Source organism: Gordonia malaquae (assembly GCF_037148075.1).
GTDB lineage: Bacteria > Actinomycetota > Actinomycetes > Mycobacteriales > Mycobacteriaceae > Gordonia > Gordonia malaquae.
The window spans coordinates 455959-478531 of the sequence record NZ_JBBCUB010000001.1 but is presented as its reverse complement, the minus strand read 5'-3'; the positions used below and the strand labels follow the sequence as shown (position 1 = coordinate 478531).

Annotated in this window: 26 protein-coding genes; 8 read left to right on the top strand and 18 right to left on the bottom strand. The window is 66.5% G+C overall.

Annotation, left to right across the window (positions count from 1 at the left end; all coding sequences use genetic code 11):
• Window positions 1-125: 125 nt before the first annotated feature.
• Complete coding sequence (locus WFK36_RS02225; protein ID WP_336789294.1) at window positions 126-257, top strand: hypothetical protein; 132 nt, start codon at window positions 126-128, stop codon at window positions 255-257.
• Window positions 258-335: 78 nt separating this feature from the next.
• Here the strand turns inward: WFK36_RS02225 and WFK36_RS02220 are convergent, their stop codons facing one another.
• Window positions 336-962, bottom strand: coding sequence for a trimeric intracellular cation channel family protein (locus WFK36_RS02220; protein WP_336789292.1), 627 nt, complete (start codon window positions 960-962; stop codon window positions 336-338).
• A 93-nt stretch (window positions 963-1055) separates the two neighbouring features.
• On the opposite strand from WFK36_RS02220, the gene WFK36_RS02215 reads away from it, so the two are divergent.
• The gene (locus WFK36_RS02215) at window positions 1056-1295 is read left to right on the top strand and encodes a hypothetical protein (protein WP_008375965.1); all 240 of its coding nucleotides are present in this window, start codon (window positions 1056-1058) and stop codon (window positions 1293-1295) included.
• A complete protein-coding gene (locus tag WFK36_RS02210; protein ID WP_336790933.1) occupies window positions 1292-2662 on the top strand; it encodes an AIM24 family protein in 1371 nt (456 codons plus the stop codon). Before WFK36_RS02215 ends, WFK36_RS02210 begins: the two co-directional genes overlap by 4 nt.
• On the opposite strand, the gene WFK36_RS02205 is transcribed toward WFK36_RS02210, so the two are convergent.
• Window positions 2614-4080 carry an aminotransferase-like domain-containing protein gene (locus tag WFK36_RS02205; RefSeq protein WP_336789289.1) on the bottom strand — a complete coding sequence of 489 codons (1467 nt, stop codon included), beginning with the start codon at window positions 4078-4080 and terminating at the stop codon, window positions 2614-2616. The genes WFK36_RS02210 and WFK36_RS02205 overlap by 49 nt on opposite strands.
• A gap of 95 nt (window positions 4081-4175) precedes the next feature.
• Here WFK36_RS02205 and WFK36_RS02200 point away from each other — a divergent pair, with 95 nt between their 5' ends.
• Window positions 4176-5396 carry an aminotransferase class I/II-fold pyridoxal phosphate-dependent enzyme gene (locus WFK36_RS02200; RefSeq protein WP_336789287.1) on the top strand — a complete coding sequence of 407 codons (1221 nt, stop codon included), beginning with the start codon at window positions 4176-4178 and terminating at the stop codon, window positions 5394-5396.
• A gap of 12 nt (window positions 5397-5408) precedes the next feature.
• On the opposite strand, the gene WFK36_RS02195 is transcribed toward WFK36_RS02200, so the two are convergent.
• Complete coding sequence (locus WFK36_RS02195; protein ID WP_336789285.1) at window positions 5409-6365, bottom strand: glycosyltransferase family 2 protein; 957 nt, start codon at window positions 6363-6365, stop codon at window positions 5409-5411.
• A 203-nt stretch (window positions 6366-6568) separates the two neighbouring features.
• On the opposite strand from WFK36_RS02195, the gene WFK36_RS02190 reads away from it, so the two are divergent.
• Window positions 6569-8887, top strand: coding sequence for a GGDEF domain-containing protein (locus WFK36_RS02190; protein ID WP_336789283.1), 2319 nt, complete (start codon window positions 6569-6571; stop codon window positions 8885-8887).
• Here the strand turns inward: WFK36_RS02190 and WFK36_RS02185 are convergent.
• The 8 genes from WFK36_RS02185 to WFK36_RS02150 form a co-directional block, all read right to left on the bottom strand.
• Window positions 8875-9786, bottom strand: a complete 912-nt coding sequence (locus WFK36_RS02185) for a LysR family transcriptional regulator (RefSeq protein ID WP_336789281.1) — start codon at window positions 9784-9786, stop codon at window positions 8875-8877. The two genes, WFK36_RS02190 and WFK36_RS02185, sit on opposite strands and share 13 nt — an antisense overlap.
• Before the next feature lie 107 nt (window positions 9787-9893).
• Window positions 9894-10079 carry a type Z 30S ribosomal protein S14 gene (locus WFK36_RS02180; RefSeq protein ID WP_008375971.1) on the bottom strand — a complete coding sequence of 62 codons (186 nt, stop codon included), beginning with the start codon at window positions 10077-10079 and terminating at the stop codon, window positions 9894-9896.
• Window position 10080: 1 nt separating this feature from the next.
• A complete protein-coding gene (gene rplE / locus WFK36_RS02175; protein ID WP_008375972.1) occupies window positions 10081-10659 on the bottom strand; it encodes a 50S ribosomal protein L5 in 579 nt (192 codons plus the stop codon).
• Window positions 10660-10661: 2 nt separating this feature from the next.
• Window positions 10662-10979 carry a 50S ribosomal protein L24 gene (gene rplX / locus WFK36_RS02170; RefSeq protein WP_008375973.1) on the bottom strand — a complete coding sequence of 106 codons (318 nt, stop codon included), beginning with the start codon at window positions 10977-10979 and terminating at the stop codon, window positions 10662-10664.
• Window positions 10980-10982: 3 nt separating this feature from the next.
• Window positions 10983-11351 (bottom strand): 50S ribosomal protein L14, encoded by a 369-nt coding sequence (gene rplN / locus WFK36_RS02165; RefSeq protein ID WP_008375974.1) that lies wholly within the window; start codon window positions 11349-11351, stop codon window positions 10983-10985.
• Between the two features lie 211 nt (window positions 11352-11562).
• Entirely contained in the window at window positions 11563-12627 is a 1065-nt protein-coding gene (locus WFK36_RS02160) for a hypothetical protein (protein WP_336789276.1), read from the bottom strand.
• On the bottom strand, window positions 12612-13844 hold the full coding sequence (locus WFK36_RS02155; protein WP_336789274.1) for a sensor histidine kinase: 1233 nt from the start codon (window positions 13842-13844) through the stop codon (window positions 12612-12614). The genes WFK36_RS02160 and WFK36_RS02155 overlap by 16 nt, the downstream gene beginning before the upstream one ends.
• Before the next feature lie 16 nt (window positions 13845-13860).
• Window positions 13861-14142: a response regulator transcription factor gene (locus tag WFK36_RS02150; RefSeq protein WP_336790931.1), complete on the bottom strand. Its 282-nt coding sequence runs from the start codon at window positions 14140-14142 to the stop codon at window positions 13861-13863.
• A 227-nt stretch (window positions 14143-14369) separates the two neighbouring features.
• On the opposite strand from WFK36_RS02150, the gene WFK36_RS02145 reads away from it, so the two are divergent.
• On the top strand, window positions 14370-14825 hold the full coding sequence (locus WFK36_RS02145; protein WP_336789272.1) for an SRPBCC family protein: 456 nt from the start codon (window positions 14370-14372) through the stop codon (window positions 14823-14825).
• Window positions 14826-14950: 125 nt separating this feature from the next.
• On the opposite strand, the gene WFK36_RS02140 is transcribed toward WFK36_RS02145, so the two are convergent.
• Entirely contained in the window at window positions 14951-15601 is a 651-nt protein-coding gene (locus tag WFK36_RS02140; protein WP_040519232.1) for a response regulator, read from the bottom strand.
• 162 nt (window positions 15602-15763) lie between these two features.
• On the opposite strand from WFK36_RS02140, the gene WFK36_RS02135 reads away from it, so the two are divergent.
• Window positions 15764-16519, top strand: a complete 756-nt coding sequence (locus WFK36_RS02135) for an acetoacetate decarboxylase family protein (protein WP_336789269.1) — start codon at window positions 15764-15766, stop codon at window positions 16517-16519.
• Window positions 16520-16581: 62 nt separating this feature from the next.
• On the top strand, window positions 16582-17064 hold the full coding sequence (locus WFK36_RS02130) for an MTB12 C-terminal domain-containing protein (RefSeq protein ID WP_336789267.1): 483 nt from the start codon (window positions 16582-16584) through the stop codon (window positions 17062-17064).
• A gap of 89 nt (window positions 17065-17153) precedes the next feature.
• On the opposite strand, the gene WFK36_RS02125 is transcribed toward WFK36_RS02130, so the two are convergent.
• The 6 genes from WFK36_RS02125 to WFK36_RS02100 form a co-directional block, all read right to left on the bottom strand.
• Window positions 17154-18233, bottom strand: a complete 1080-nt coding sequence (locus WFK36_RS02125; protein WP_336789265.1) for a hypothetical protein — start codon at window positions 18231-18233, stop codon at window positions 17154-17156.
• Entirely contained in the window at window positions 18218-19384 is a 1167-nt protein-coding gene (locus WFK36_RS02120) for a sensor histidine kinase (RefSeq protein WP_336789263.1), read from the bottom strand. Before WFK36_RS02120 ends, WFK36_RS02125 begins: the two co-directional genes overlap by 16 nt.
• On the bottom strand, window positions 19381-20436 hold the full coding sequence (locus tag WFK36_RS02115) for a hypothetical protein (protein ID WP_336789262.1): 1056 nt from the start codon (window positions 20434-20436) through the stop codon (window positions 19381-19383). The genes WFK36_RS02120 and WFK36_RS02115 overlap by 4 nt, the downstream gene beginning before the upstream one ends.
• Window positions 20433-21671 (bottom strand): sensor histidine kinase, encoded by a 1239-nt coding sequence (locus WFK36_RS02110; protein WP_336789260.1) that lies wholly within the window; start codon window positions 21669-21671, stop codon window positions 20433-20435. Before WFK36_RS02110 ends, WFK36_RS02115 begins: the two co-directional genes overlap by 4 nt.
• Before the next feature lie 54 nt (window positions 21672-21725).
• Entirely contained in the window at window positions 21726-22073 is a 348-nt protein-coding gene (locus WFK36_RS02105; RefSeq protein WP_336789258.1) for a hypothetical protein, read from the bottom strand.
• 263 nt (window positions 22074-22336) lie between these two features.
• Complete coding sequence (locus WFK36_RS02100) at window positions 22337-22558, bottom strand: MbtH family protein (RefSeq protein ID WP_008375990.1); 222 nt, start codon at window positions 22556-22558, stop codon at window positions 22337-22339.
• Window positions 22559-22573 lie beyond the last annotated feature (15 nt).

The window sequence follows — 22573 nt, the reverse complement described above, 5'->3', positions numbered from 1 at the left end:
GCCGACCACTCCGTGCCGCCGAGGTCGAAAATGTGACAGTCCTGGCCCTGGTTGTCACATCCGCCGATTCGACGACGATAACCCCGATGTGCATGTTCGACATCAGACCATCGAACGCCTGCGGCGTGAGCACGCCTCACGACGGCCCGGGTGTCTACCCGACGTCGCATCCGCCGACCGGTTCGCGCGGCGACATCCGTCACCTGTCGAGCTCCGGACTCGCGACACCGCGCCATGGCTGGCGAGGCACGGAGTGAACCCGACCGGCTACTGACCGTCGGCGTCGTGGGCGCGACGAGCGACGTAGTGTGGTCGCGGCCCGTGCCACCTGTACTTCAAGGCGGCGAGACGTCCGACGTGATCAGCGCCGCACAGATGAGGCCGATCCACGGCCGGTACCAGTCGAAATGCATCAGTGTTGTGGTGAGGACCGCCCCGATGAACGCCGGGATCGCGTACAGCGGTTCGTCGGTGCGCAGGATCGCGGGGACCTTCCCCGACAGCATGTCGCGGATGATGCCGCCGCCCACGCCCGTTGTGAGCCCGAGCAGCGCCGCCGCCGGTGCACCGACCCCCCATGCGTAGCCGACCGCGGTGCCGGTGACCACGAACAGTCCGAGCCCGACCGCGTCGGTGACGTCGAGCGGCCATCGTTGCAAGATGGCGGGCGGATGCCAGAAGAAGATCACCAGACCGGTGGCCGCGGCGGCCGCGAGAAACTCGAAGTCGGTGAACGCCACCGGCGGCGTGTTGCCGATGAGCAGGTCACGGATCACTCCGCCGCCCAACGCCGTGGTGACCGCCAGGAACACGATGCCGACGATGTCGAGGTTCCGTCGGACGGCGAGCAGTGCACCGGACGCGGCGAACGCGACCACCCCGACCATCTCGCCGATCTGATGGACCAGCGACGCCGCGTCGTCGATCCCGCCGGCCAGAACGATCGTCTGCGCTGCACTCACGGTTCACCCCGTCCGTCATCCACGTGTACGAGTATCTGCCATCCGACCGAATACGATGGGGGCGACCCGGTTCGACGAGAAGGCGAGACACGCATGGCCAAGAAGAAGTGGACTGATCTCACCACCCGGCAGAAGAGTCTGATCATCGCCGGAAGCGCACTGGACGCCGCTCTACGGGTGTGGGCGGGCCGTGATCTCGCGAGCCGGAGCGCCGCCGAGGTGAACGGCCCCAAGTGGCTGTGGGGGGTCGGCCTCTCGGCGGTCAACTCGGCAGGCGTCCTGCCCGTCGTCTATCTCGTGAAAGGTCGCCGCGCGCGCACCTCGGTAGGCTGAGTCGAGTGAGATCTCTGTCCCCCGGCGAGAACCAGCCGCTGCCGTCGTCGACGGTGATCATCCAGGTGCGCAGCGCGTCTCCGGTGAACACGTCGGCCCTCCTGCTGACGAGTGCGGGGCGGGTCCGCTCCGACGCCGACTTCGTGTTCTACAACCAACCCTCGGCTCGCGGAGTGCAGTACCGCGACGAAGGCCAGGTGGATGTCGTCACCATCGACACCACGGCCGTCGAAGGCACGATCGAGACGATCGCCGTCACCGCGAGTCTCGACGGCACGGGACCCACGTCGTTCGCCACCGCGGGAGTTCTGCAGGCCACTCTTTTCGACGCGAACCGCACCCCCGTCGCCGACTTCGTGGTCCCCGGACTGACCAGTGAGACGGCGGTCGTCTGCCTCGAGGTGTACCGCCGCGGCGACGCGTGGAAGGTCAGGGCTCTCGGTCAGGGCTACGACACCGGGCTCGCCGGCCTGGCGACCGCGTACGGCATCACCGTCGACGACCCCGATCCCGTTCCGCAGCAGCCTCGTGTCGCCGACCCGCAGCCATGGCCGCCGAGACCAACTCCCACCCCGCCCGCCCCTGCCGCGCCGGTACCGAACCCGGCCGTCGCCCGTCCGTCTGGAGCCTCCATGCAGAGCGAACTGTTCAATCCCGCACACGCCGAGGTGCAGTCGCACGGCATCGCCAAGCAGGGCAGCAAGATGTGCCGCGTCGGCATGAACGGCGAGATCATGGCCCGCCAGGGATCGATGGTGGCCTACCAGGGCAATCTGCACTTCGAGGCGCTCGGCGCGGGCGGCATCGGCCGGATGATGCGGCAGGCGATGACCGGCGAAGGCGTGCCCCTGATGAAGGTGACCGGCCAGGGTGACCTGTTCCTCGCCGACAACGCGAGTGAAGTGCACCTGATCGATCTGGACGGATCCGACGGTCTGACGATCAACGGCGCCAACGTCCTCGCCTTCGACTCCACGCTCCAGTACAACGTGGAGCGCATGCACGGCGCCGGTTCGATGAGCAACGCGGGCATGTTCAACTGTGTCTTCACCGGCCGAGGCCGCATCGCGATCACGACCAACGGCACGCCCGTCGTCCTGAACGTCGCAGGCGACACCTTCGCCGATCCTCAGGCCGCGGTCGCGTGGTCGTCGAGCCTTCGGACATCGGTGAAGACGAACGACAGCTTCGGCCTCGGCACCTTGATGGGCCGCAGTACTGGAGAGCGTTTCACGCTCGCCTTCGCAGGCCAGGGCTTCGTCGTCGTCCAGCCGTCCGAGCAGCCTCCGGGCGGAATGATCGGCGGCACCGGTCAGGGTCAGGACGCGGGCGTCGGCGGCATGCTCGGCGGTTTCCTCGGTCGGTGACGGACGAGTACCTCTTCCAACGTGTGGGCGAACTCCACCGCGTCCCGACCGGTGAGGCGTGCGTAGTTCAGAACCAGACCTGACACACGCCGCTCCGCGGACTGACTGCTCAACGACCGAGTCCGCCATCCTGTCGCTTCCAGTGCGGCGACGACGCTCTCGTCGTCGTAGTCGCTCAGCAAGACGCATAGGTGCAGGCCCGCTTCGACTCCGGTGACCTCAAGATCGGGGCAGGCCTCGGCGAGCGCCGCGACCAACTTCGAGCGGCGGTCGCTGTACACCCGAGCCGCCCGCGCCAGATGACGATCCATCGCACCCGAGGTGATGAATTCGGCCAACGCGTCAGCGGGCAGCGCCGACGGACCACGTCGGTGGACAGCGAGCCACCGCTGGACGTCGCGAGTCAGCTCGCCGGGCGGGAGACACCACGCCACCCGCAGGTCCGGCGACACCGACTTCGACGACGTCCCGACGTACGCCACGTGCTCACGCCCGCCGGGCAGTGTGGCCAGAGCAGGCAACGGCGCCACGCCATAGCGGAACTCGCCGTCGTAGTCGTCCTCGACGATCAACGATCCCGTTCGGCGCGCCCACTCGACCAGAGCGACCCGACGGTCGACGCTCATCCGGTGCCCCAGCGGGTACTGGTGGGCCGGCGTGATGAAGACGATTCCCGGTTCGTCGCCGAGCCTGGAGGCGTCCATGCCGTCGGGATCGGCCGGGTGGAACCGCACGTCGAGGCCCTGCTCTCGAGCCATCAGCAGAGCCCCTCGATACCCGGGGTCCTCGATGTGGAACTGGATCTGCGACGGCGTCCGCCCATCGCTTCGGGATGTCGAGAACGCCCAGCACAGCGCCGCGATCGACGAACGCGAACTGTCGAACAGCAGTGGCTCAGCGGCAGACAATCCGCGATGCCGCCGCAGGTGGACTGCGAGCGCCGCCTGGAGAGCCGGACTCGGTTCGTCCCAGGGATTGAGCCCGGACAGCCCGGCGGATGCGGCGGCCCGAACCGCCCGACGCCATGCCTGATCGTCCACCAACGTCGCATCCGGGACACCCGGCCGCAGGTCTCTGCGTGATCGTCCGCGACGCGGTGCGACGACGCCGCGCGTCTGGGGCACGCCGCGTCCGCGGGTACGAGCCCCCGCGCGGGCCGCTTGCGTCGCTCCTGCGCTCACCTTGGTGCCGGAGCCGTGTTCGGCGGAGACGAATCCGGCCGCGGCCAATTCGTCGAACGCCCGGACCACGGTCCCCCTCGAGAGACCCGTCTGCTGTGCGAGTACGCGGCTTGACGGAATGGTGTCGCCGTCGACAAGCACGCCGTCGGCGATCCGGTCGATGATCGCATTCACCAGATCCTCGGATCCGGTGACAGCGGGCAGCACCAGTGATCCGGAACCACGTGAGCGAGCCATGCGTCGAGAGTATGCCAATGATCGACAAGTGGTCCTACTGAATCTCGCATTTGTGGATCTATCTGATCATCCACTTACCGTGTGAAATGAGAACCATGACGATGTACAAACAGTCTCACCGCCTCCGCGACGTCCGCTACGACGTCCGCGGCCCGATTCTCACCGAGGCCATGCGCCTCGAAGCCGACGGCCACGACGTGCTGCGCCTCAACCTGGGGAACATGCGCCCGTTCGGGCTCGAGGCGCGACCCGAGATCGTCGACGCTGTCGCAGCAGGCCTGAACCGGGCACAGGCGTACTCCGATTCACGTGGGATCCCCGAAGCCCGCGAGGCCGTCGCCGCCCACTACCGCAAGCACGTCGGCGACACCGTGTCCGCCGACGACGTGTTCCTCGGCAACGGAGTGAGCGAGCTCATCACGCTGACACTCCAGGCGCTGGTCAACCCGGGCGACGAGATCCTGGTCCCCGCGCCGGACTATCCGACGTGGACCGGCGCGGTGAACCTCACCGGTGGGGTGCCGGTCCACTATCTGGCGGACGAATCGAACGGCTGGAACCCGTCCGTCGAGGACATCGAGTCAAAGGTCACGCCGCGAACAACCGCGCTCGTGATGATCAATCCGAACAATCCGACCGGTGCCGTCTACAGCGAGGAGACGGTCCGCGGGATCGCCGATGTCGCGCGCCGCCACGGCCTCGTTCTGCTCAGCGACGAGATCTACGAGGATCTGGTCTTCGACGACGCCCGCCATCACCACGCCGCGCGCGCTGCGGGCGACGACGTCCTGTGCCTGACATTCGGCGGACTCTCTAAGTCTTATAGGGTCTGCGGCTACCGAGCCGGATGGGTCGTCGCGACCGGTCCGCTCGACCGCGCCGGTGATCTCCTCGAGGGGATCACGCTGCTGTCGAACATGCGGGTCTGCCCGAACGTCGTCGGACAGCACGCGATCCCGGTCGCTCTCGCGCAGGGCTCCACTCTCGGCTCCGACGTCATCGATCCCGGCGGCGCCCTGGCGCGCAAGTTGACGCGAACGTCGGCCGCTCTCAACGCCATCCCCGGCGTGAGCTGCGTTCCACCCCGTGGGGCTCTGTACTGCTTCCCCCGACTCGACACGGACATGTTCGGCATCGACAGCGACGAAGCCCTCGTGCTCGATCTATTGCGGACCGAGCACGTCCTCGTCACGCACGGCACCGGCTTCAACTGGCCCGAACCCGACCACTTCCGGATCGTGTGCCTCCCCGACGACGACGTGCTCGACCGGGCCGTCGAATCGATCGCCGCCTACCTGGACCGTCGACGGCGGTGAAGCGTATGCGCGTCAACGAACTCTTGTGACGTCATCATGAAGGTCGGAGGGCCGACGCAGGAGTCGATGCGGACGCCATGTCCGGGTGTCCTCATCCCATGGCCGAATGAGCAGCCACAGCCACGTGAACGAGCCGAACCTGACAAGGGCATTCACTCGGGCGGCGCGGATGGTCGAAGCCGATGCACCACGCGCCTTGACCGTTCTCACGTTCCCCGTGATGTACCTGAGGTTTCGAATCGGCGACGCACGGAGAGTCCGCACCGACGTCTTCACCTTCATGTTCGGGTCGAGAAAGATCTTCTTGCCGTGCTCTGTCAGGGCCAGGCTGAGATCGAAGTCCTCCCAGACGTCCTGCCGACGCGTCACCGAGTCTCGAACCGCCTGCCATGCCGTCTTGCGCAGCGCGTGGTTGGGCCCGGAGAACGAGCTCACCTCGATCCCATCAGCTGCTGCGGCAGGCAGCGGCCGCTCGGCGAACATAGGGAACGGAGGGACCTCGTACATCGTCGCGACGCCGCCGACTGCTGCGAACTCGGCACCCCGTTCGCTGGTGAAGAACGACTCGATCGCCTCCACCCATCGGGAATCCACCCGGGTGTCGGCATCGGTCCGAGCGATCACATCCCCCGACGCCGCGTCGTAGCCCGCAGCACGAGCGGCATGGCATCCGGGCTCAGACTCGTGGATCAGACGGACGGTCGGATGTGCCGCGGCGATCTCGGCGACGATGGCGGCCGACTCGTCGGTCGAGTTGTTGTCTACGACGAGGATCTCGTCGGCCGTACGAGTCTGGTCGATGAGCGCATCAAGGCACGACCCGATCTCGTCCTGCTCGTTGTACATCGGAATCACAACACTGATCGCGACCACAGTTCCCCCACGTTCCCCGACTGACTGTTCCCTGCGGATGTTACGGACATTCCGCCGCCGACAAAGCTCACGTGACCGAGCACACAGCAGGTTCATCCAAACCTACCAATGGTTCGAAAGCGCAAGAACGGCACATACGCGACGAAAGCTCCCCGATGACCCGCCTGCAGTTGATCCGACCGCAGCCTACGACTTGATCGCGTCCACCTACCGTCGGTAGCCGACGGGTCTGTCGTCCCATTGAGTGCATCTGGACACACAGTCCGATCGGCCGACCGGAGCGACTTAGAATCTGGCGGGTGACTGTCGGACTCCCCAGCTACATCACCGGCGCCCTCCCGAGCCGAATGCTCACTCCGCACGACGAGGCGGACTTCCGCGTCTCGTTCAACACTGCGGCCCGCACGTACCGCGCGGAGCTGTGGGTCATCCTGATGATCGGGATGGCCCTGCTCCTCGTCTTCGACGACGTGTTCCTCGACGCCGAACATCAGATCACCCACAAGCTCTTGCTGGTGATCGTCGGCATCGCGCTGCCCGTCCTGCTCCGCTGGGCGAGTGCCCGGAGCGTCCGCCTAGCGCGATGGTCAACCCCGCTGTACGTGGTCTCGGTCGTCCTCGACATCGTCGTCTTGTTGGCCGTCCGGATTCAAACCACCGATGACGATCACGAGACGATCCCGCTCCTCGCCGTCATCGCGGTCCTGTTGAGCCTCCTACTGGTGCAGATCAGGTTCGAGATCCTCGCTCCGCTGCTGATTGTCGGGTATGCAGGCGTCGCCATCGCCGAGCTGATCGTGTTTCCGTTGACTCCGAGCAATCAGGTCGAACTGTTCGCGTCAGCAGCCGTCACCTTCATTCCGTTGGGAACCGTGTACGCGCATGAACGCACCCTCCGACGCACCTGGCTCGTCGAACGTGAGCTGGGGGTCGCAGCGCGCACCGACTCCCTCACCGGCCTGCCCAATCGTCGGGCTGCGGAGGAACATCTGGCTGCACTCCCTCCGAACGCCGCCGTGTCGGTGGCGATCTTCGACGTCGACGACTTCAAGCACTACAACGACGACTTCGGACATCCGGCGGGCGACCGCTGCCTCGCGATGATCGGCGCGAGCCTTCGCGCTGACACGCTGGACCATCACACTGAGTTCGCAGCACGACTGTCGGGCGAAGAGTTCATCGTCGTGTGGCACGACCGCGACGGGGCCGACGTCGTCGAGCGGGCGGAGACGCTCAGGACAAGGGTCGGCGACATCGCTCCGGTCCCGCCGGCCGACAGGACCGTCACGATGTCTGCCGGACTCTGCACCCTGTCGGACCCCTCTCGACTTCGATCCGACGTGGAGTTCCAGTCGTTGATCGACCGTGCGGACAAGGCCTTGTACGCGGCGAAGGAGTCGGGGAAGAACCGGCTTGTCGTCGGTCCGCAAATCGACGCCGAAGACTTGTCGCTGCATGGGCAGAAGGTTGCGCAGTCCTCGGTCTACCCAGCGGACGCTGCAGACGAGATCGTCACCACCGCGTCGCAGCTGCGATTTCGCGACTCGGGCGACGAGGACGGCTTCAGTCGCAGCCACAACGATCGAATCCTGCCTGTCAGGCGCCTTGTCATGGGCGGCTTCGCCGCGGTCATTGCAACGATGTTCTCGGTGCAGTCCCTGTCGGTGATGACGTCGGCCGATTCCATTGAACTGTCACGCGTGGTTCTCGGCGGACTGATGTTCCCCGCGTCACTCCTCGGAGTCGCCGGGACCGTGGTCAATCGTCTCCGGCCCTATTCGACGCATTTGTACATCGCCGCCTGCGGTGTCATCCTCATCGCGCAGATGATCCAACGGTCGATTCAGCTTCCCCAGGGCATCGACATGGTCCCGATCCTCTGGCCGTTGGCGGTGATCCTGAGCATGTCGGTCGCCCAGATCCCGTTTTCGAAACTGCTTCCGGCCTCTGTGCTGTACCTGGCAGCGATCATCGCGATCGACGTCACAGTGCTGCCTGTGACCACGTCCCGGAGCATCACCTACGCGACGTCGATTCTGATGGTCGCGACGACGATTCGGCTCGCGTACCGCGTCGAGTTCTCGGCTCGGCTCGGCTGGATGTCGGCGCGCCGATTGAAACAACTCTCGAACACCGACACCCTCACCGGGCTGCCGAACAGGCGAGCGTTCGACGCGACCGTCGCTTCGTGGCGTCGGTCAGGCGAACCGCACGCGCTAGTCCTCATCGACGTGGATCGCTTCAAAGCGTTCAACGACGAGTTCGGGCACCTAGCGGGTGACGACCGCCTACGCGAGGTCGGCGAACGGCTCGCCGCGTACGCCACACGGGACGTCGTCGTCGCACGCGTCGGCGGCGAAGAGTTCGCGGTACTCGTCCGCCGATGCGATCGGACCGACCTGTGCAGCGCCGTCGAGGCCGCGAGGCGGAAGCTCTCAACTGTGCGTCCCGACGCGTCGCTTCCCGCAGCTCTCACCCTGTCGGCGGGACTCGCATTCTCCACGGACCGGGACGACCTGGTGTCGAGAGCGGACAGCCAGCTGTACCGGGCCAAGGCCGAAGGTCGTGATCGGCTCGCTGTCGAGCACGCCGTGCAACCGTCGGTTCACTCCGTCTGATCGCGAGCGACATACGTTTTGACCGCGCCGAGGACCACTCCGGCCGCAACTGCGACCCGGTCCTGTCGTTCCATCGACTCGCGTCGAATCGCGAGGAACACGGTGTTGATCGGAGGCTCGTCCACCTCGTGGACCTGGACCAGTCGACCCGACCTGAGTTCGTCGGCGACAAGATACCGAGGAAGCACTGATATTCCGCGCCCGCTGACGACAGCGGCCTTCACCGCGACGAGGTCGGGGACCACGACACTCGCGTCGAAGACGGGCTCGGCAGCGAACACGGTGTTCCAATACCGCCGGATGATGGCGAGTTCCCGGTTGAAGGCCACAAACGGCGCCGCCGACAGTTCGGCGAGTGAGCCCACCGGAACGTCGAGGCGCGGAGAGGCGACCAAGACGAGCTCCTCGTCGGCGATCGGCGACACGGCGAACGTGGCGCCTCGGGGCCGCACCGTCGACACGACCATGTCGACCGACCCCGCTTCGAGTGCTTGGAGGAGAGCGGCGGACGAGTCGGGAACATATCTGATCCGCGGAAGACGGTCGCCGACACCGCCGAGCGCTGGGATCAGGCAGGTGACGAGGAACTCGTGGGGACCTCCCACAACCACTTCGCGGAGACCTGTCGCCGATGCCTCATCGGCCACGATCCGGTCGATCTGATCGAGGTGGACCGCCAGCTGACTCGCGAGTTCCCGACCGAACACCGTCGGTTCCGCACCTGTCGTCGTGCGGACGAACACGTCGCGTCCGAAGTGCTCTTCCAGATTCCGGATGTGCGACGTCACCGTCGGCTGCGAGAGTCCGCTCCGAGACGCGGCTTCGCTGAATGTTCCAGCGCGGAAGACATGGAGAAACGTTCGGAGCTGATCGAGCGACGGACGGCGGGCGGGAGGCACCCGACAATCATCCCACGACTTCCGGAAAGCGCCTCGGCCCCGCCTCCAGAGGAGACGGGGCCGAGAACATGAAGTTCCGTGTGCGGACGCTCAGCGCCCGCGAGAAGTCACCAGCTGGACTTCTGCACACCCGGCAGCTCGCCGGCGTGAGCCATGTCACGCAGGCAGATGCGGCACAGGCCGAACTTGCGGTAGACCGAGTGCGGGCGGCCGCACTTGTTGCAGCGCGTGTAGGCACGCACGGCGAACTTCGGCTTCTTGGCGGCCTTGTTGACCAGAGCCTTCTTTGCCATGTCAGTTGTCCTTAGCGTTGTTGTCCTTGAACGGGAAGCCCAGGGCACGCAGCAGCGCGCGGCCTTCCTCGTCGTTGGTGGCCGAGGTGACGACGGTGATGTCCATGCCGCGCGGCCGGTCGATGTTGTCGATGTTGATCTCGTGGAACATCGACTGCTCGGTCAGGCCGAACGTGTAGTTGCCGTTGCCGTCGAACTGACGGTCGCTCAGACCGCGGAAGTCGCGGATACGCGGGAGGGCGATCGACACGAGGCGGTCGAGGAACTCCCACATGCGGTCGCCGCGAAGCGTGGTGCGGGCGCCGATCGGCATGCCCTCACGCAGCTTGAACTGTGCGATCGACTTGCGTGCGCGACGGATCTCCGGCTGCTGGCCGGTGATCAGAGCGAGATCGGCGACAGCGCCGTTGATGAGCTTGGCGTCACGGGCGGCGTCGCCGACACCCATGTTGACGACGACCTTGACGACGCCCGGGATCTGCATCACGTTGGCGTAGTTGAACTCGCTGTTCAGCGAGTCCTTGATCTCGGCGCGGTAGCGCTGCTTGAGGCGAGGCTGAACCTTCTCAGATGCGGTCATGTTCAGATGTCCTTCCCGGTCTTGCGCGAGATGCGGACCTTCTTGCCGGTCTCTTCATCAACGCGGTATCCGACGCGGGTCGGGTTGCCCTCGGAGTCCACGACCATCACGTTCGAGACGTGGATCGGGGCTTCCTGGGTCACGATGCCGCCGGAGCTGGCACCGCGCTCGTTCGCCGACTCAGCGACGTGCTTCTTCATGCGGTTGACGCCCTCGACGAGGACCTTGTCGCGCTGCGGGTAGGCCTCGATGACCTTGCCCTTGGCGCCCTTGTCCTTGCCGGACACGATGATGACGGTGTCACCCTTGTGGACCTTCATGAATCAGATCACCTCCGGTGCGAGCGAAACGATCTTCATGAAGCGCTTGTCGCGAAGTTCGCGGCTGACCGGTCCGAAGATGCGGGTACCGCGGGGGTCGGTCTCGTTCTTGAGGATGACTGCGGCATTCTCGTCGAACTTGATGTACGAGCCGTCTGCACGACGGCGCTCCTTGACGGTGCGAACGATGACGGCCTTGACGACCTCACCCTTCTTCACGTTGCCGCCGGGGACGGCATCCTTGACGGTGGCGACGATGACGTCACCAACGCCGGCGTAACGCCGCGACGAACCGCCGAGCACGCGGATGCAAAGGATTTCCTTCGCACCGGTGTTGTCGGCGACGCGCAGGCGGGATTCCTGCTGAATCACTGCTTGTCTCCTTGACCTGGATTTCTATGCCCGCCGGATTTCCGACCCGACGCGCACGGTCTGTCGCCACCAAAAACATGCGCCTGCCTGGAATTTCTCCGCGGAAAGCAGATCGACCCCAATGGGTTCGCAAGTCGGTTCGCGGTGCACGCACCGCAGGCAACCGCTCAAGTGTAGGCGAATGTCCCGGTCAGGGCCAAATTCGACGGCGTCACACAGGTTGGTCGGCGCTGTCGAGCTCACGCAGGGTCACACCGCCGTCGGACGCGACGGTGATCGTCGCGAAGGTCTGTCGCCCTTCGGGGAGCAGTCGGACGGTCACGTGGTCGCCGCTCGACGAGTCGAGAAGTGTCGCGACGGCCACGGCTCGCGCGCGGTCGAGTCGCCCGTCCCCGTCCTCCGACCCCGACAGTGCGGCTCGATCGCCCCGATCGTCGAGCAGGACCACCCGCACGTTCCGTTCCCGCGCGGTCCAGACCGCGTCGGCGACTGCCGGCACGTCGAGCCCCGGCGCCCTGATCCGGTCCCGGAGCTGCGCTTCGACGAGGCGGCAGTGGACCAGCTCCGCGTCGTCGAGCGCGCCGCCCGCCGCGATGCGCCGCAGCAGGGGTCGGACACGATCGTCGAGTCGGGCCAGTTCGTGATCCCGGATGGCGCGGACCGCGAGCGCCTTGCTCTCCCGCGTCGCCTGCCTGCGCAGCGCGAAGATCTGTTCCGCGCGGGGACCGATGATGGCCGCGAAGACGGTCATCATCACGAGTATCCCGAGATTGCCGCTCTGCGGTTCCGCGACGTAGTGAAGGGCATCTGCGCGTTGCCGCCCGAGCACACCGAGAACCACGGTGACCAGCCCGAACGACACCCACCCGCTCACGACGCGCCCCCGCAGGCAGAACAGCGCGCCGATCACCGCGGTCGCGCCCGCGAACGGCATCATCGCACCTCGGTCGACCGGGACGATGGCCCAGACGAACGCTGCGGCGGCACCCACTTCGGCTATCACCGCCCCACCAGTCGCCCACGATGCCGCCGGCGTGCCCGGCGCGAACAACAACAGCCCGAACGCAACACCGATCGCACCGAACATCACCAGGTAAAGCCAGGTCCGCTCGACGCCACCGCTCATCAGGCCCAGCATGAGGAACACCGCCCAGGTGGTCCCCAACGCGACAACGGCGAAACCCGACTGCAGGCCGATGACGGCCGACGTGTCTTCACGTTGATCGGACTGCCACCAGCGCCGTTCCTCCGGCGGTTCGATCAGGGCCGCGTCCATGACACCTCGATCATGGTTCCGGCGCCGGGCGTGCTCCGCACACTCGCTCTGCCGCCGGGCAGGGTCTCCAGCCTGCGGCGCACGCTGAGCGCCAAGCCGAGGCGGTCCACGGCGACGGCAGAAGGATCGAAGCCCACACCGTCGTCGATGATCGCAACACCCACATGGTCGGCGTCGACGGTGATCACCACGGCGCGTTCGGCGTCCGGTCCGGCATGGACAGCACTGTTGCGCACGGCTTCTCCGACCGCTTCAGCGAGTGCACGCACGGCGGCCACAGGCACCCCGCCGGACATGGAGCGCAGCGTGGACCCGTCCGGCACGTTGACCACGGTGTCGACCTGAGGATCGATGACGGTCCGCAGACGAGCGACCGTCTCCATGTGTGAAACGTGTTCGTCGTCGTACACGTGGTCGTCGGCCAGGGCGTCGAGCCGGTCGAGGGCGGACGCCGCCAACGCGGCGACTCGCGGGTCGCTCGGATCCGATCCTGCTGCCACGAGCGTGGAGATCACATGGTCGTGGATGAGCCCGTCGAAACGGGCGAGTTCAGCGTTCCGGACGTGCGCTTCGACAAGCGCGGCCGCATTCGATCGAGATCGGTCCAGCGCCGCGCCCGACCGCACCACCATGACCGCCGTGCACACGAACAGCGTGGTGAACACGACGCCGAACACTGCTTCACGGACCATGTCGGCCACCTCCGGAGGGTCCTGGTGAGCGAGTGCCACGTAGGCGGCTACGGATTTGCCGAGCACGAGGAACCCGAGCGACTGCGGAATCGTGCAGACCAGGCACGCGGCGACGGCTGTCAGTCCGACGAAGTCGAGCATCCAGATCGCCGGCAGCGGCGACGAACCGATTCCGGCAACTCCCCACACCAGCCCGGCAGCGACTACCCCGACCTGCGACAGCAGGACCCAGACCGTGATCCACCGCACCTGCGCGGTGACGAACCGTGTGCCGAGCAGCATCAGTCCCGGCCCCATCCCCAGAGCCACGCCGACGGGCGGATACCACGCGGCGACGGTCGCCTCGGCTTGCGCGACCATCATCGGCACGGTGATCAACGCGTACACGACGTATCCGCCACCGACGAACGTCGCCATCACCACCAGGATGCGCACGTGCTCACTCGCATCGACACGCAGACGGCTCCGCCCGCGACCTGAGAAGTCAGGTTGCGGGCGGAGCCGAGTCAGCGTCTGGGCGGTCACCACAGAGACAATGGTGTCACCAGACGTCGAGCGTGGTGTAGCCGTCCTGCAAAGCTCGAGCGAGCAGATGCGCCTTGGTCGGCACCGGGCGGGACACCGCAGAGTACTTCGTACGGATTCTGGAGATGTGTGTGCTCACCGTCGACGCCGAGATGAACAGGTGAGCGGCTGCGTCCTCCTTCGACTCGGCAGCGAGCCAGGCGAGGAGAACTTCCACCTCGCGGGTCGACAGCGCAGGACGGACCAGCGGCCCGCCCACCACGGTGAGCGTCGGTGCGCTCTCGACGACTTCTCTCAACGTCGGTGCCGAAACCGTGTCCGCATCGATGAACGGATCAACTTCTGCAACAGTCACCGGTGACCTCCCTGCTAACTCCCCGACGAATGATGATCGACCCGGACGAACCTCTTCCAGGCTTGTCGTCAACCGTACGAACACACGACACGTCCCGGTAGACCCAGAACTGGGGACACCGAAAGGTGGGTCGCCAGACATCGGGGCCTGCGCGCACTAGTGTGTGCGGCATGCCTTCGTTCTCGAACTCCCGCTCCATCGTGATTCCTGCTCCCGCCGAGACCGTTCACCCGCTGATCAACGACTTCCGCGAGTGGCAGCAGTGGTCGCCGTGGGAGGGCCTCGACCCCGCACTGCGCCGCACCTACTCGGGGCCCGAGTCGGGGGTCGGGGCGACCTACGAGTGGGCGGGCAACTCGAAGGCGGGTGCGGGCACGATGACGATAGTGTCATCGGACGCCACGCGCATCGTGGTGGATCTGCTGTTCACTGCTCCGCTCACGGCCAAGAACGTCGCGACATTCGAGCTCACTCCCGAGGGGGACGGCACCCGCGTCACGTGGACGATGTCCGGCTCGCGGAACCTGCTCATGTCGATCGGCGGGATGCTGTATTTCGACAGGGCCATCGGCAAGGACTTCCAGCGCGGACTCGAGGCCCTCAAGCAGGCCACCGCGGCGCGGTGAATCGTCTGAGGTGAATCGTCTGAACGGTGGAACAAAACTGACCACGAACAAAGCCGACCCGGGCCGAACGCCAGGAACGGCCCGGGAGCGGGGATCGCGCATCGTCTGAACAGACTGCGCGTGTGTCAGTCGCGACCGCGGTGCGGCATCGGGAGCCAGCCGTCTTCGACGGCTCGCTTGAAGAGGTCGAGCTTTGTACGGGTGGGGCGACCCGCGTCCGCGTACTTCTGGCGGATGCGTTTGAGGTACTCGTTGACGGTGTCGGCCGCGACACCGAGTTCACGTCCGACGCTCACCGAGGTGCCACCCGAGGCGTACAGCGTCAGGACGCGCTGCAACTGGGGACTGAGGTCGACGGCGTCGAGGTTGGGGTCGCCGTCGATGGCTGCGGCCCATTCGGTTGTGAGGACTTCTTCGCCCGCGCCCGCACTCCGGACCGCATGCAGGATCTCGTCCTCGGACGCCGATTTCAGCACCACACCGAGTGTGCCCGCACGTGCGGCGGACCGCAGGAGATCCGGATGCTCGCCGGAGGTGTACACAACAGTGCCGATGCCCAAGTCGGCAAGACGTTCGACGTTCTCACGCGGCGTCGTGCCGTCGTTGAGGCGGAGGTCGAGGATCACGACGTCGAGATCGGATGATTTCGACAGCAGTTCAGAGACGGTCGCCGCGGCGCACACGAAGTCGAGGTCGTTGTGCGGCTCCAAGATCCGATCGATTCCCCACACCGGTGACGGATGGTCGTCGACCATCCCCACGCGCACCGCCGTCATGTCGTGCTTCCCCTAACTGCCAGCCTCGTCCTGCCCGCGAGGCCCGCTTTCAACGTAGTCCATTCCACCGACAAAACCCGGCACTCGGCGCACGAGTAGGGACTTTGTGCCCTAGTCATCGAACCGGTTCCAATCCGGCACCCGAGACCGTAGCGTCGGACCATGACTGTTTCGAGCCACACCGTCTTGGGCACCCCGGTGACGATGCCCGTCGAGATCCGTTCCGCGCGCTGTTTCATGGCCGGCTTCTCCGCGTCTGCGACTGCCGTCGATCGCGCCATCGCCGAGCGCGGGGATTCCGACCTGAAGCCGCTACAGATCCGTCCGGGCCGCACCATGTGCATGCTCGTGTTCGTCGACTACGTGGACGGCGACCTCGGCCCGTACAACGAGTTCGGCGTCTGTTTCCTCGTCGAGGACCCCACGGGCGCGCGCCCGTCGACGTTCGGCGCCCTCCGGTCGCTGGTCAAGGGCGATGCTCACGCGTTGATCCACGAACTCCCCGTCGACGGCGACTTCACGCTGGCTGCGGGGCGCGGCATCTGGGGCTTCCCGAAGGTCCTAGCGGATTTCGACGTCGACCACGCGTCTCCGACCAAGACCGGAAGCGTCCGCCAGGACGGAAAGCTGATCGCCGAACTCACCGTGCGGCGCGGCATCGGTGTTCCCGACAACTCGTCGGAGGCCGTTCTGCAGTCGTATGCACAACTCGACGGGGTCACCAGGCGCACTCCGTGGCGCCTGACGTCCACCACCGGGACGCGCACCCGGATCGGCGGCGCCGCACTGCGGCTCGGTGATCACCCGATGGCCGACGAACTGCGCCGACTGAAGCTGTCGCGGCACGCGATCATGTCGAGTTCGGTGTCCGACTTGTCGATGCGGTTCGAGGACGCCGTCGTGCTGACCCGCGCCTGAACTCCCACCGCAGCTCAGGAGACCGCGATGTGTTAGGTTCGCCTTACACGAAAGGACCCCGCATGACTCTCAGCTCCACCTTCCGCCGCCCGCTCGTGGCAGCCGTCGCCCTCGCCGCAGGCGCAGCGATCGCGCTCACCGGATGCTCCAGCAGCGACGACAGCAGCAACTCGAACGCATCGGCGTCGACGTCGGCCGCGCAGTCCACCGAACTGACCGTCGAGCAGGCGCAGACCACCCTGCGCAAGGCGCTCGACGCGAACACGCCCGAGGCCGAGCTCGCGGGACTCGTCCAGTTCACCGACCCGTCGGTGCAGACCAAGCTCGTCGACTACAACAAGAAGGCCGCGAAGGCCGGCTACACCCCCGACATCTACACGGTGAAGTCCGTGAAGGTCGACGGCGACAAGGCCACCGCGGTCGTCGCAGTCAAGGGCCCCCACCAGCCTGCCGCGATCGACATGAACTTCGGGTTCGTGAACGTCGACGGCACCTGGAAGCTCGGCTCGGAAGCCGTCACCATGCTCGTCTCCATGATGCGCTGACACTCCACGCTCTGACGCGACGCGCCCTCACCCATGCCGGGTGAGGGCGCGTCGTCGTTTCGGATGAATGTGGCGAGTCCGTTTCACCATCAGGCGAACGCGACGACCTCCCCCGCCGTCCACCGGAGCTTTCCGCCGTCCCTACTGCACACGATGCGCTGGATGTCGTCGACGGTGACCGTGGTGATGACGGCGACGCACCCTCGGCCCGAGGGCAGGATGCGGGCGGTGACCGCTCCGCTCTCGACCGACGCCAGGACGCCGGCGAGTCCGCTGCGCAGCACCCCGAGATCCTCCGGAGTGAGGACCGCGCCGTCTGAGCTGTCATCGAACACGCGGACCGCGATACCACGCAGACGGGCGTCGGCCAGGCATTCCCGCGTGAGCGCAGAATGCCAGCCGCGGCCGCGGACGGAGTCGCGAAGGTCCTCCTCCAGCAGTCGAGCACGGGCCGCCGACTCCTCGTCGAATATCTCCCCGTCCGCCACACGCTGGACGAACGGACGCACCTCGGCGTCGAACTGCTCGAGCTGGTCGGCTCGCTCGGAGACGGTGGCGCTGGTGACGGCCATCGCGTGCATCGTCTGAGCGCGGCGAGCCTCCAGAACCGCAGTCAGATGCAGCATCGGTCGGATCAGGACGGCCATCAGCGTCGACGGCAACAACGACACCGCGATCCGCAACGTCAACTGGCCTCCCGCGACGAGCGTCCCACCGTGCTGCAGCGACCACACTGCAGCCATCGCCACCGCGACGACGCTGCTTCCCCACGCGGTGCGCGAGCGCCCACGCAGTGAGAGGAGCCCCGCGACGACGGCGAAGACGACAAGCGGTGCGCCGGGCTGCACCCACAAGCCCGCACCCTCGGGGGTGGCCCACCACGCCGCACCGAGCCCTCCGGTGGCCAACACCGCGACCGCGGCGGTCTCCGCGGGCGGCAGCGGGTCCTCGTCTCCGCGGACCACCGTGAACACGCTCGCCCACAACGCGACGGCGCCCACGCCCTCGAGAAGCCACTGCCATCCTTGACGAGGGTCGCCGAACGCCGTCATCCGGGTGATCGCGCAGGCGCCGAGCAGAAAGACCAGCATCACCCGCAGACGCCGGGTCCGCAGACCGAACATGACGGGGATCTGCACTGTCTCGGCGCCGGTCACTGTCGGCTCCATTCCAGGGACACCATCGTCCCGTCGAGCGGTGCTGCGTCGACCACTGCGGCACCCCCGGGGAGCAGATCCATCCGCTGCTGAATGCCGAGCACGATCCCCGATCGGTCAGGAGCGATGCGATCGGGATCGAAGCCGCACCCGTCGTCGACTACCCGGACCCGCACTCCCGACCCGGAGATGAGCCCGACGACGGCGGTCGACGCTCGCGGCCCGGCGTGGACCACCGAGTTCCCGACTGCTTCGACGAGCGCCGCGCCGACGGCGTCGACGACGGACACCGGTAGATCGGCGGCGTCGTCGGTCGCCTCCACGGACACCAGCAGGTGATCGCCGAAGGCGATGACGGCTTCTCTCAATTGAACGACTGCGTCCGAGGGCGTCACCATCCCCGCGGCCAGTGGGTCGACGTCCGCGCCGTCGAGTTCATCGAGCACTGCACGAGCCTGCCGTTGATGACGGTCGTCCGGGGTGCCCGGCGCTATGTCGCGGAGCACGGCGATCACTTTGTCGCGCAGGACCACGTCGAGACGTCGTCGTTCGTCGACTCGCGCGGCGCTCGCGGCGGCCGCGACACTCTCGGTGAGGACGACCGCTCGAGTCGCGTCGACGGTGCGTGCGATGCCCATGGCGGTCCCGAGCATCGCGAGGAAAACCGCCATCAGGGATGCGGTCATCATCTGGTTGAAGTACGCGTCGGCGCCGTGACCGCCGAACCCGGCCCGCTGCTGAGCGACGGCCAGCATGCCGAGCCCGACCACCGTGTAGGCGGCCGCCCAGCGGATGGGAACCAGTGTCGCCAGCGCCACCGCGGGCAGGACGACGGTGTTCGCCGACCACACCGGCGGTGAGCCGAATCCGGTGTAGTCCAGATGTGTCCATGCGGGAAACCACAGCATGAGAGCGGCCACGTTGGCCGCCGCCAGCACAACCGCAGACCGGAACAGCGCGTGTGACCGACCCGATTCGGGGACCGCGGCGATCAGCATGATGATCGCGGCGCCGAGTATCAGCACAAACGACGTCGGCGTCCACCATGCCTCTGTCACGCCCTTGCCTGCGATGATCGCCGGAACGATCGACATGAACGGTACGAGGAGGGTGCTGATCGACACGGTGAGCGCCGCGGCACGCCGCATCCGGTAGACGTTCACGACTGCACCACGCGGTGGATCCGACCGTCGACAGTCAGTTCGATTCGGCGGCGAACGCTTCCCGAGACCACACCGACGGTGGCTATCGGATCACGGCCGGGCGGTGCGATCCGGGCGACGACGTCGCCTCCGGACAGTCCGGCGAGTTCCTCTTCGAGCACAAGCGCTGCCGCGTCCACGACCGCGTCAGCGCGCGCGGTGTCGAGTTCGGTCAAGCCGCCGTCGTCGAGGACGGTCACCGACACTCCGCTACGGCGGGCGTCCCACACCGCTCGGCGCACACGCGGCACATCAAGCGCCCGGCCACGAATGCCGTCGCGCAGACGGGCCTCGATGAGACGCGCGTCGGTGACGTCGTCGTCGGTCACCGGGTGACCGTCGACGACCTTGGTGAGCAACGGTCGGACGCGGGCGTCGATGCGCCGGATGCGGACGTCTCGGGCGGCGATGTCCTCGCGGACGTCGTCGACTCCCTTGCGATCGGCTCGTCGGCGGGCCGACAGCGCGTGAAGTTCGGCAACCTGCGGTGCGAGGAGCAGCGCGGCGCCTGTCGCGATGAACAGCATGGTGAAACTGGCGCGCGGGAGAACTGCGTTCAGCCATGTCGGCGACCCGGTGAGCGGACCCACGATCACACCGATCACCGTGTTGACGGCGACGACGACCCACGCGAGCAGGAGCCTGCCCCGCATCATAAACACCACGAGCACGATGGTGGCCGTCGACAGCATCGTCTGGAAGGGGCCGAGCGCCTCGGAGCCGAGGAGCGCTGCCGATCCCCACACCGCGGCCACCGCGATGACCACCGCGCCGCAGACCACGCCTGCCTGCCAGTCGGCGAGGGCCGACGTCGCCGAACTGGCGGTGACTGTCATCGCGATCGCGAGCAGTACGAACGCAAGGGTCGTTCCGGCCCAGGTCACCGCGGTGAAGTCGGCGAGGCGGCCGTTGACTACTGTGCGAACGCCGAGCGCGACGAAGTAGATCGCGAGGATGCCGCCTGCGATCCATCGGCCGGGAAGGTTCTCGAGGAAATCACCGGAGCCGGTCACTGTCGCTCCCACTGGAGTCGAACCCTGGTCCCGTGGCCAGATGCGCTGACGATGCTGCTCGATCCGCCGCGGATCGACGCCATGCGACCGGTGATGCCGAACGACAGGCCGAGTCTGCCTGCCCGGGTGGCCGACGGATCGAACCCTGCCCCGTCGTCGGCGATCGTCACTGCGATCGCCGCATCGGACACCGCCGCGATGACAACGCATGACGCGTCGGAGCCTGCGTGGCGGTAGAAGTTTCGGATCGCCTCGGCCGTGGCGTCCAGAAGCGCCTGGGTCACTTCGGCGTCGAACTGCGCGGCACTGTTCGGATCGAGGTCACCGCGCACAGTCACCGCGTCGCCCAGTGATGCCGCCGTGGTGCGGATGCGTTGGATGAACTCCCGACCGTCGAGGAGATCGGACTGCCCCGCGGTCGGATCCCACCAGTGGTCGAGTTCGTCGATCACCCCACTGGCAGCCGCTCGCAGCGACGGCTCGGGGTCTCCCGGTCGCAAGGCGAGGAGGAATGCGATGATCCGATCGTGGACCAACGCGTCCAGTCGCCTGCGGTCGACGTCGTGGAGGTCCTCGTTCGCTCTGTCTCTGGCGGTGGTGATGGTGGCGGCGCGGGCCGTGTCGAGTCGTTGCGCAAAGATGACGGCGGCGGCGGTCAGCATCAGGTACACGCCGCCGAAGGCGATCGACCAGAACGCCTGGGTCCAGAACCGGTAGTCGACTTGACCGGTCCACGCGAGCGCGGAGGTCGCTTCGCTGAGCGCGACGGCCACTATCAGGTTGGCGACCGCGAGCACCGGGCGACGACCGATCATGAGCGAGATGCTGGCGAGTTCGGGCAGCATGCTGATCCAGACGACGATCGTCTGACTGCCCGAGTCGAGTTCGACGGTGCGGTCGTTCCAGGCGACGAACCACGATCCGATGATCAGAAGGTAGGCGACCGCGCACCCGATGGCGACGCGCCCGAGCAGATCGGGGCGAGCTGCGACGGCGACAGCGATCAGAGCGAGTCCGCTGGCCACCACCGAGACGATGCTGAGCGGCAGCCACCAGGGGTCGACAAGGTCACCGAAAGCCGTGAGGGAACCCGCCGCAGCGAACACATAGAACAGGTAGCCGCCGCCAACCATGCCGGCACCGACTGTTTGAAGAGTCTCCGACGCCGTACGTCCCGTAGGCCGCAGTTGCGGCACCCGCAGCCGGGGCTCCGCCTGAGGCGCTGTGCGGGTCATCGCCCCATACTTTCACGCGACTCGGGGCGACGGAGCAGTTACTCCTGGCCGGGTCTAGGAGACCGAGCGGAGCGCGGGACGTCCGACGGTGGGCTCGGGGACGTCGCGTCCGAGCCATCCCACGATCTCGGTGAGGGCACGCGCCTGCTCGGCAGGCTCGAGGGCGACGAGTCCGGGCAGCGCGGTGCAGAGAGCCGCCGTCAGGGCGCTCTCGAGGGACATGCCCTGGGTGCCGACGACACGCCGGTAGTCGTTCAGGGAAACGGTCAGCGCATCGAAGGTCACCGAGTCGCCTGCGTGACGCACAGCAACCATCCAGCCTGCGGTCTCGGCACGATCGGCGAGGTGCACGCAGAGGTCGGCAATCCACTGGTCGCGGCCACTCTGTGCGATCGTGCTCATCGCTCGGTCCTCCGTTGATTCGGTTAGTCCTTGCTAACCGTTCTGGCTGGTAGAACGTTGTTTCGCCCTCCTACGAAAGCGTAACTTAACTCGCCAGTAGGAGCTAGGTCGTTTCTGTGCCCAATTCGCCCACCATTCGTGCCGTCACCGTTGTCAGATTCCAGTGGACCACGTGACCAGCGGAAATGTTGCAGTTAGCTAGCGTGTCGCCGGTTCGTTATTGAAGTGAGATGTCCATCACACATTGAAAGATGAGGTAACACTCAGCTTGACTTGTCGCTATTCATGGCGTCGATCAAGCTCTGCGGGCGCAGGTCCGTCCAATTGGTCTCGACGTACTCGAGGCACGCCGCACGCGAATCCTCGCCGAACACCTTGGTCCATCCTGCGGGGATGTCCGCGAAGGTGGGCCACAGCGAATGCTGGTTCTCGGCGTTCACCAGAACGTAGAAACGGCCGTCTTCGTCGTCGAACGGGTTGGTCATTGCCAGTCCTTCCTC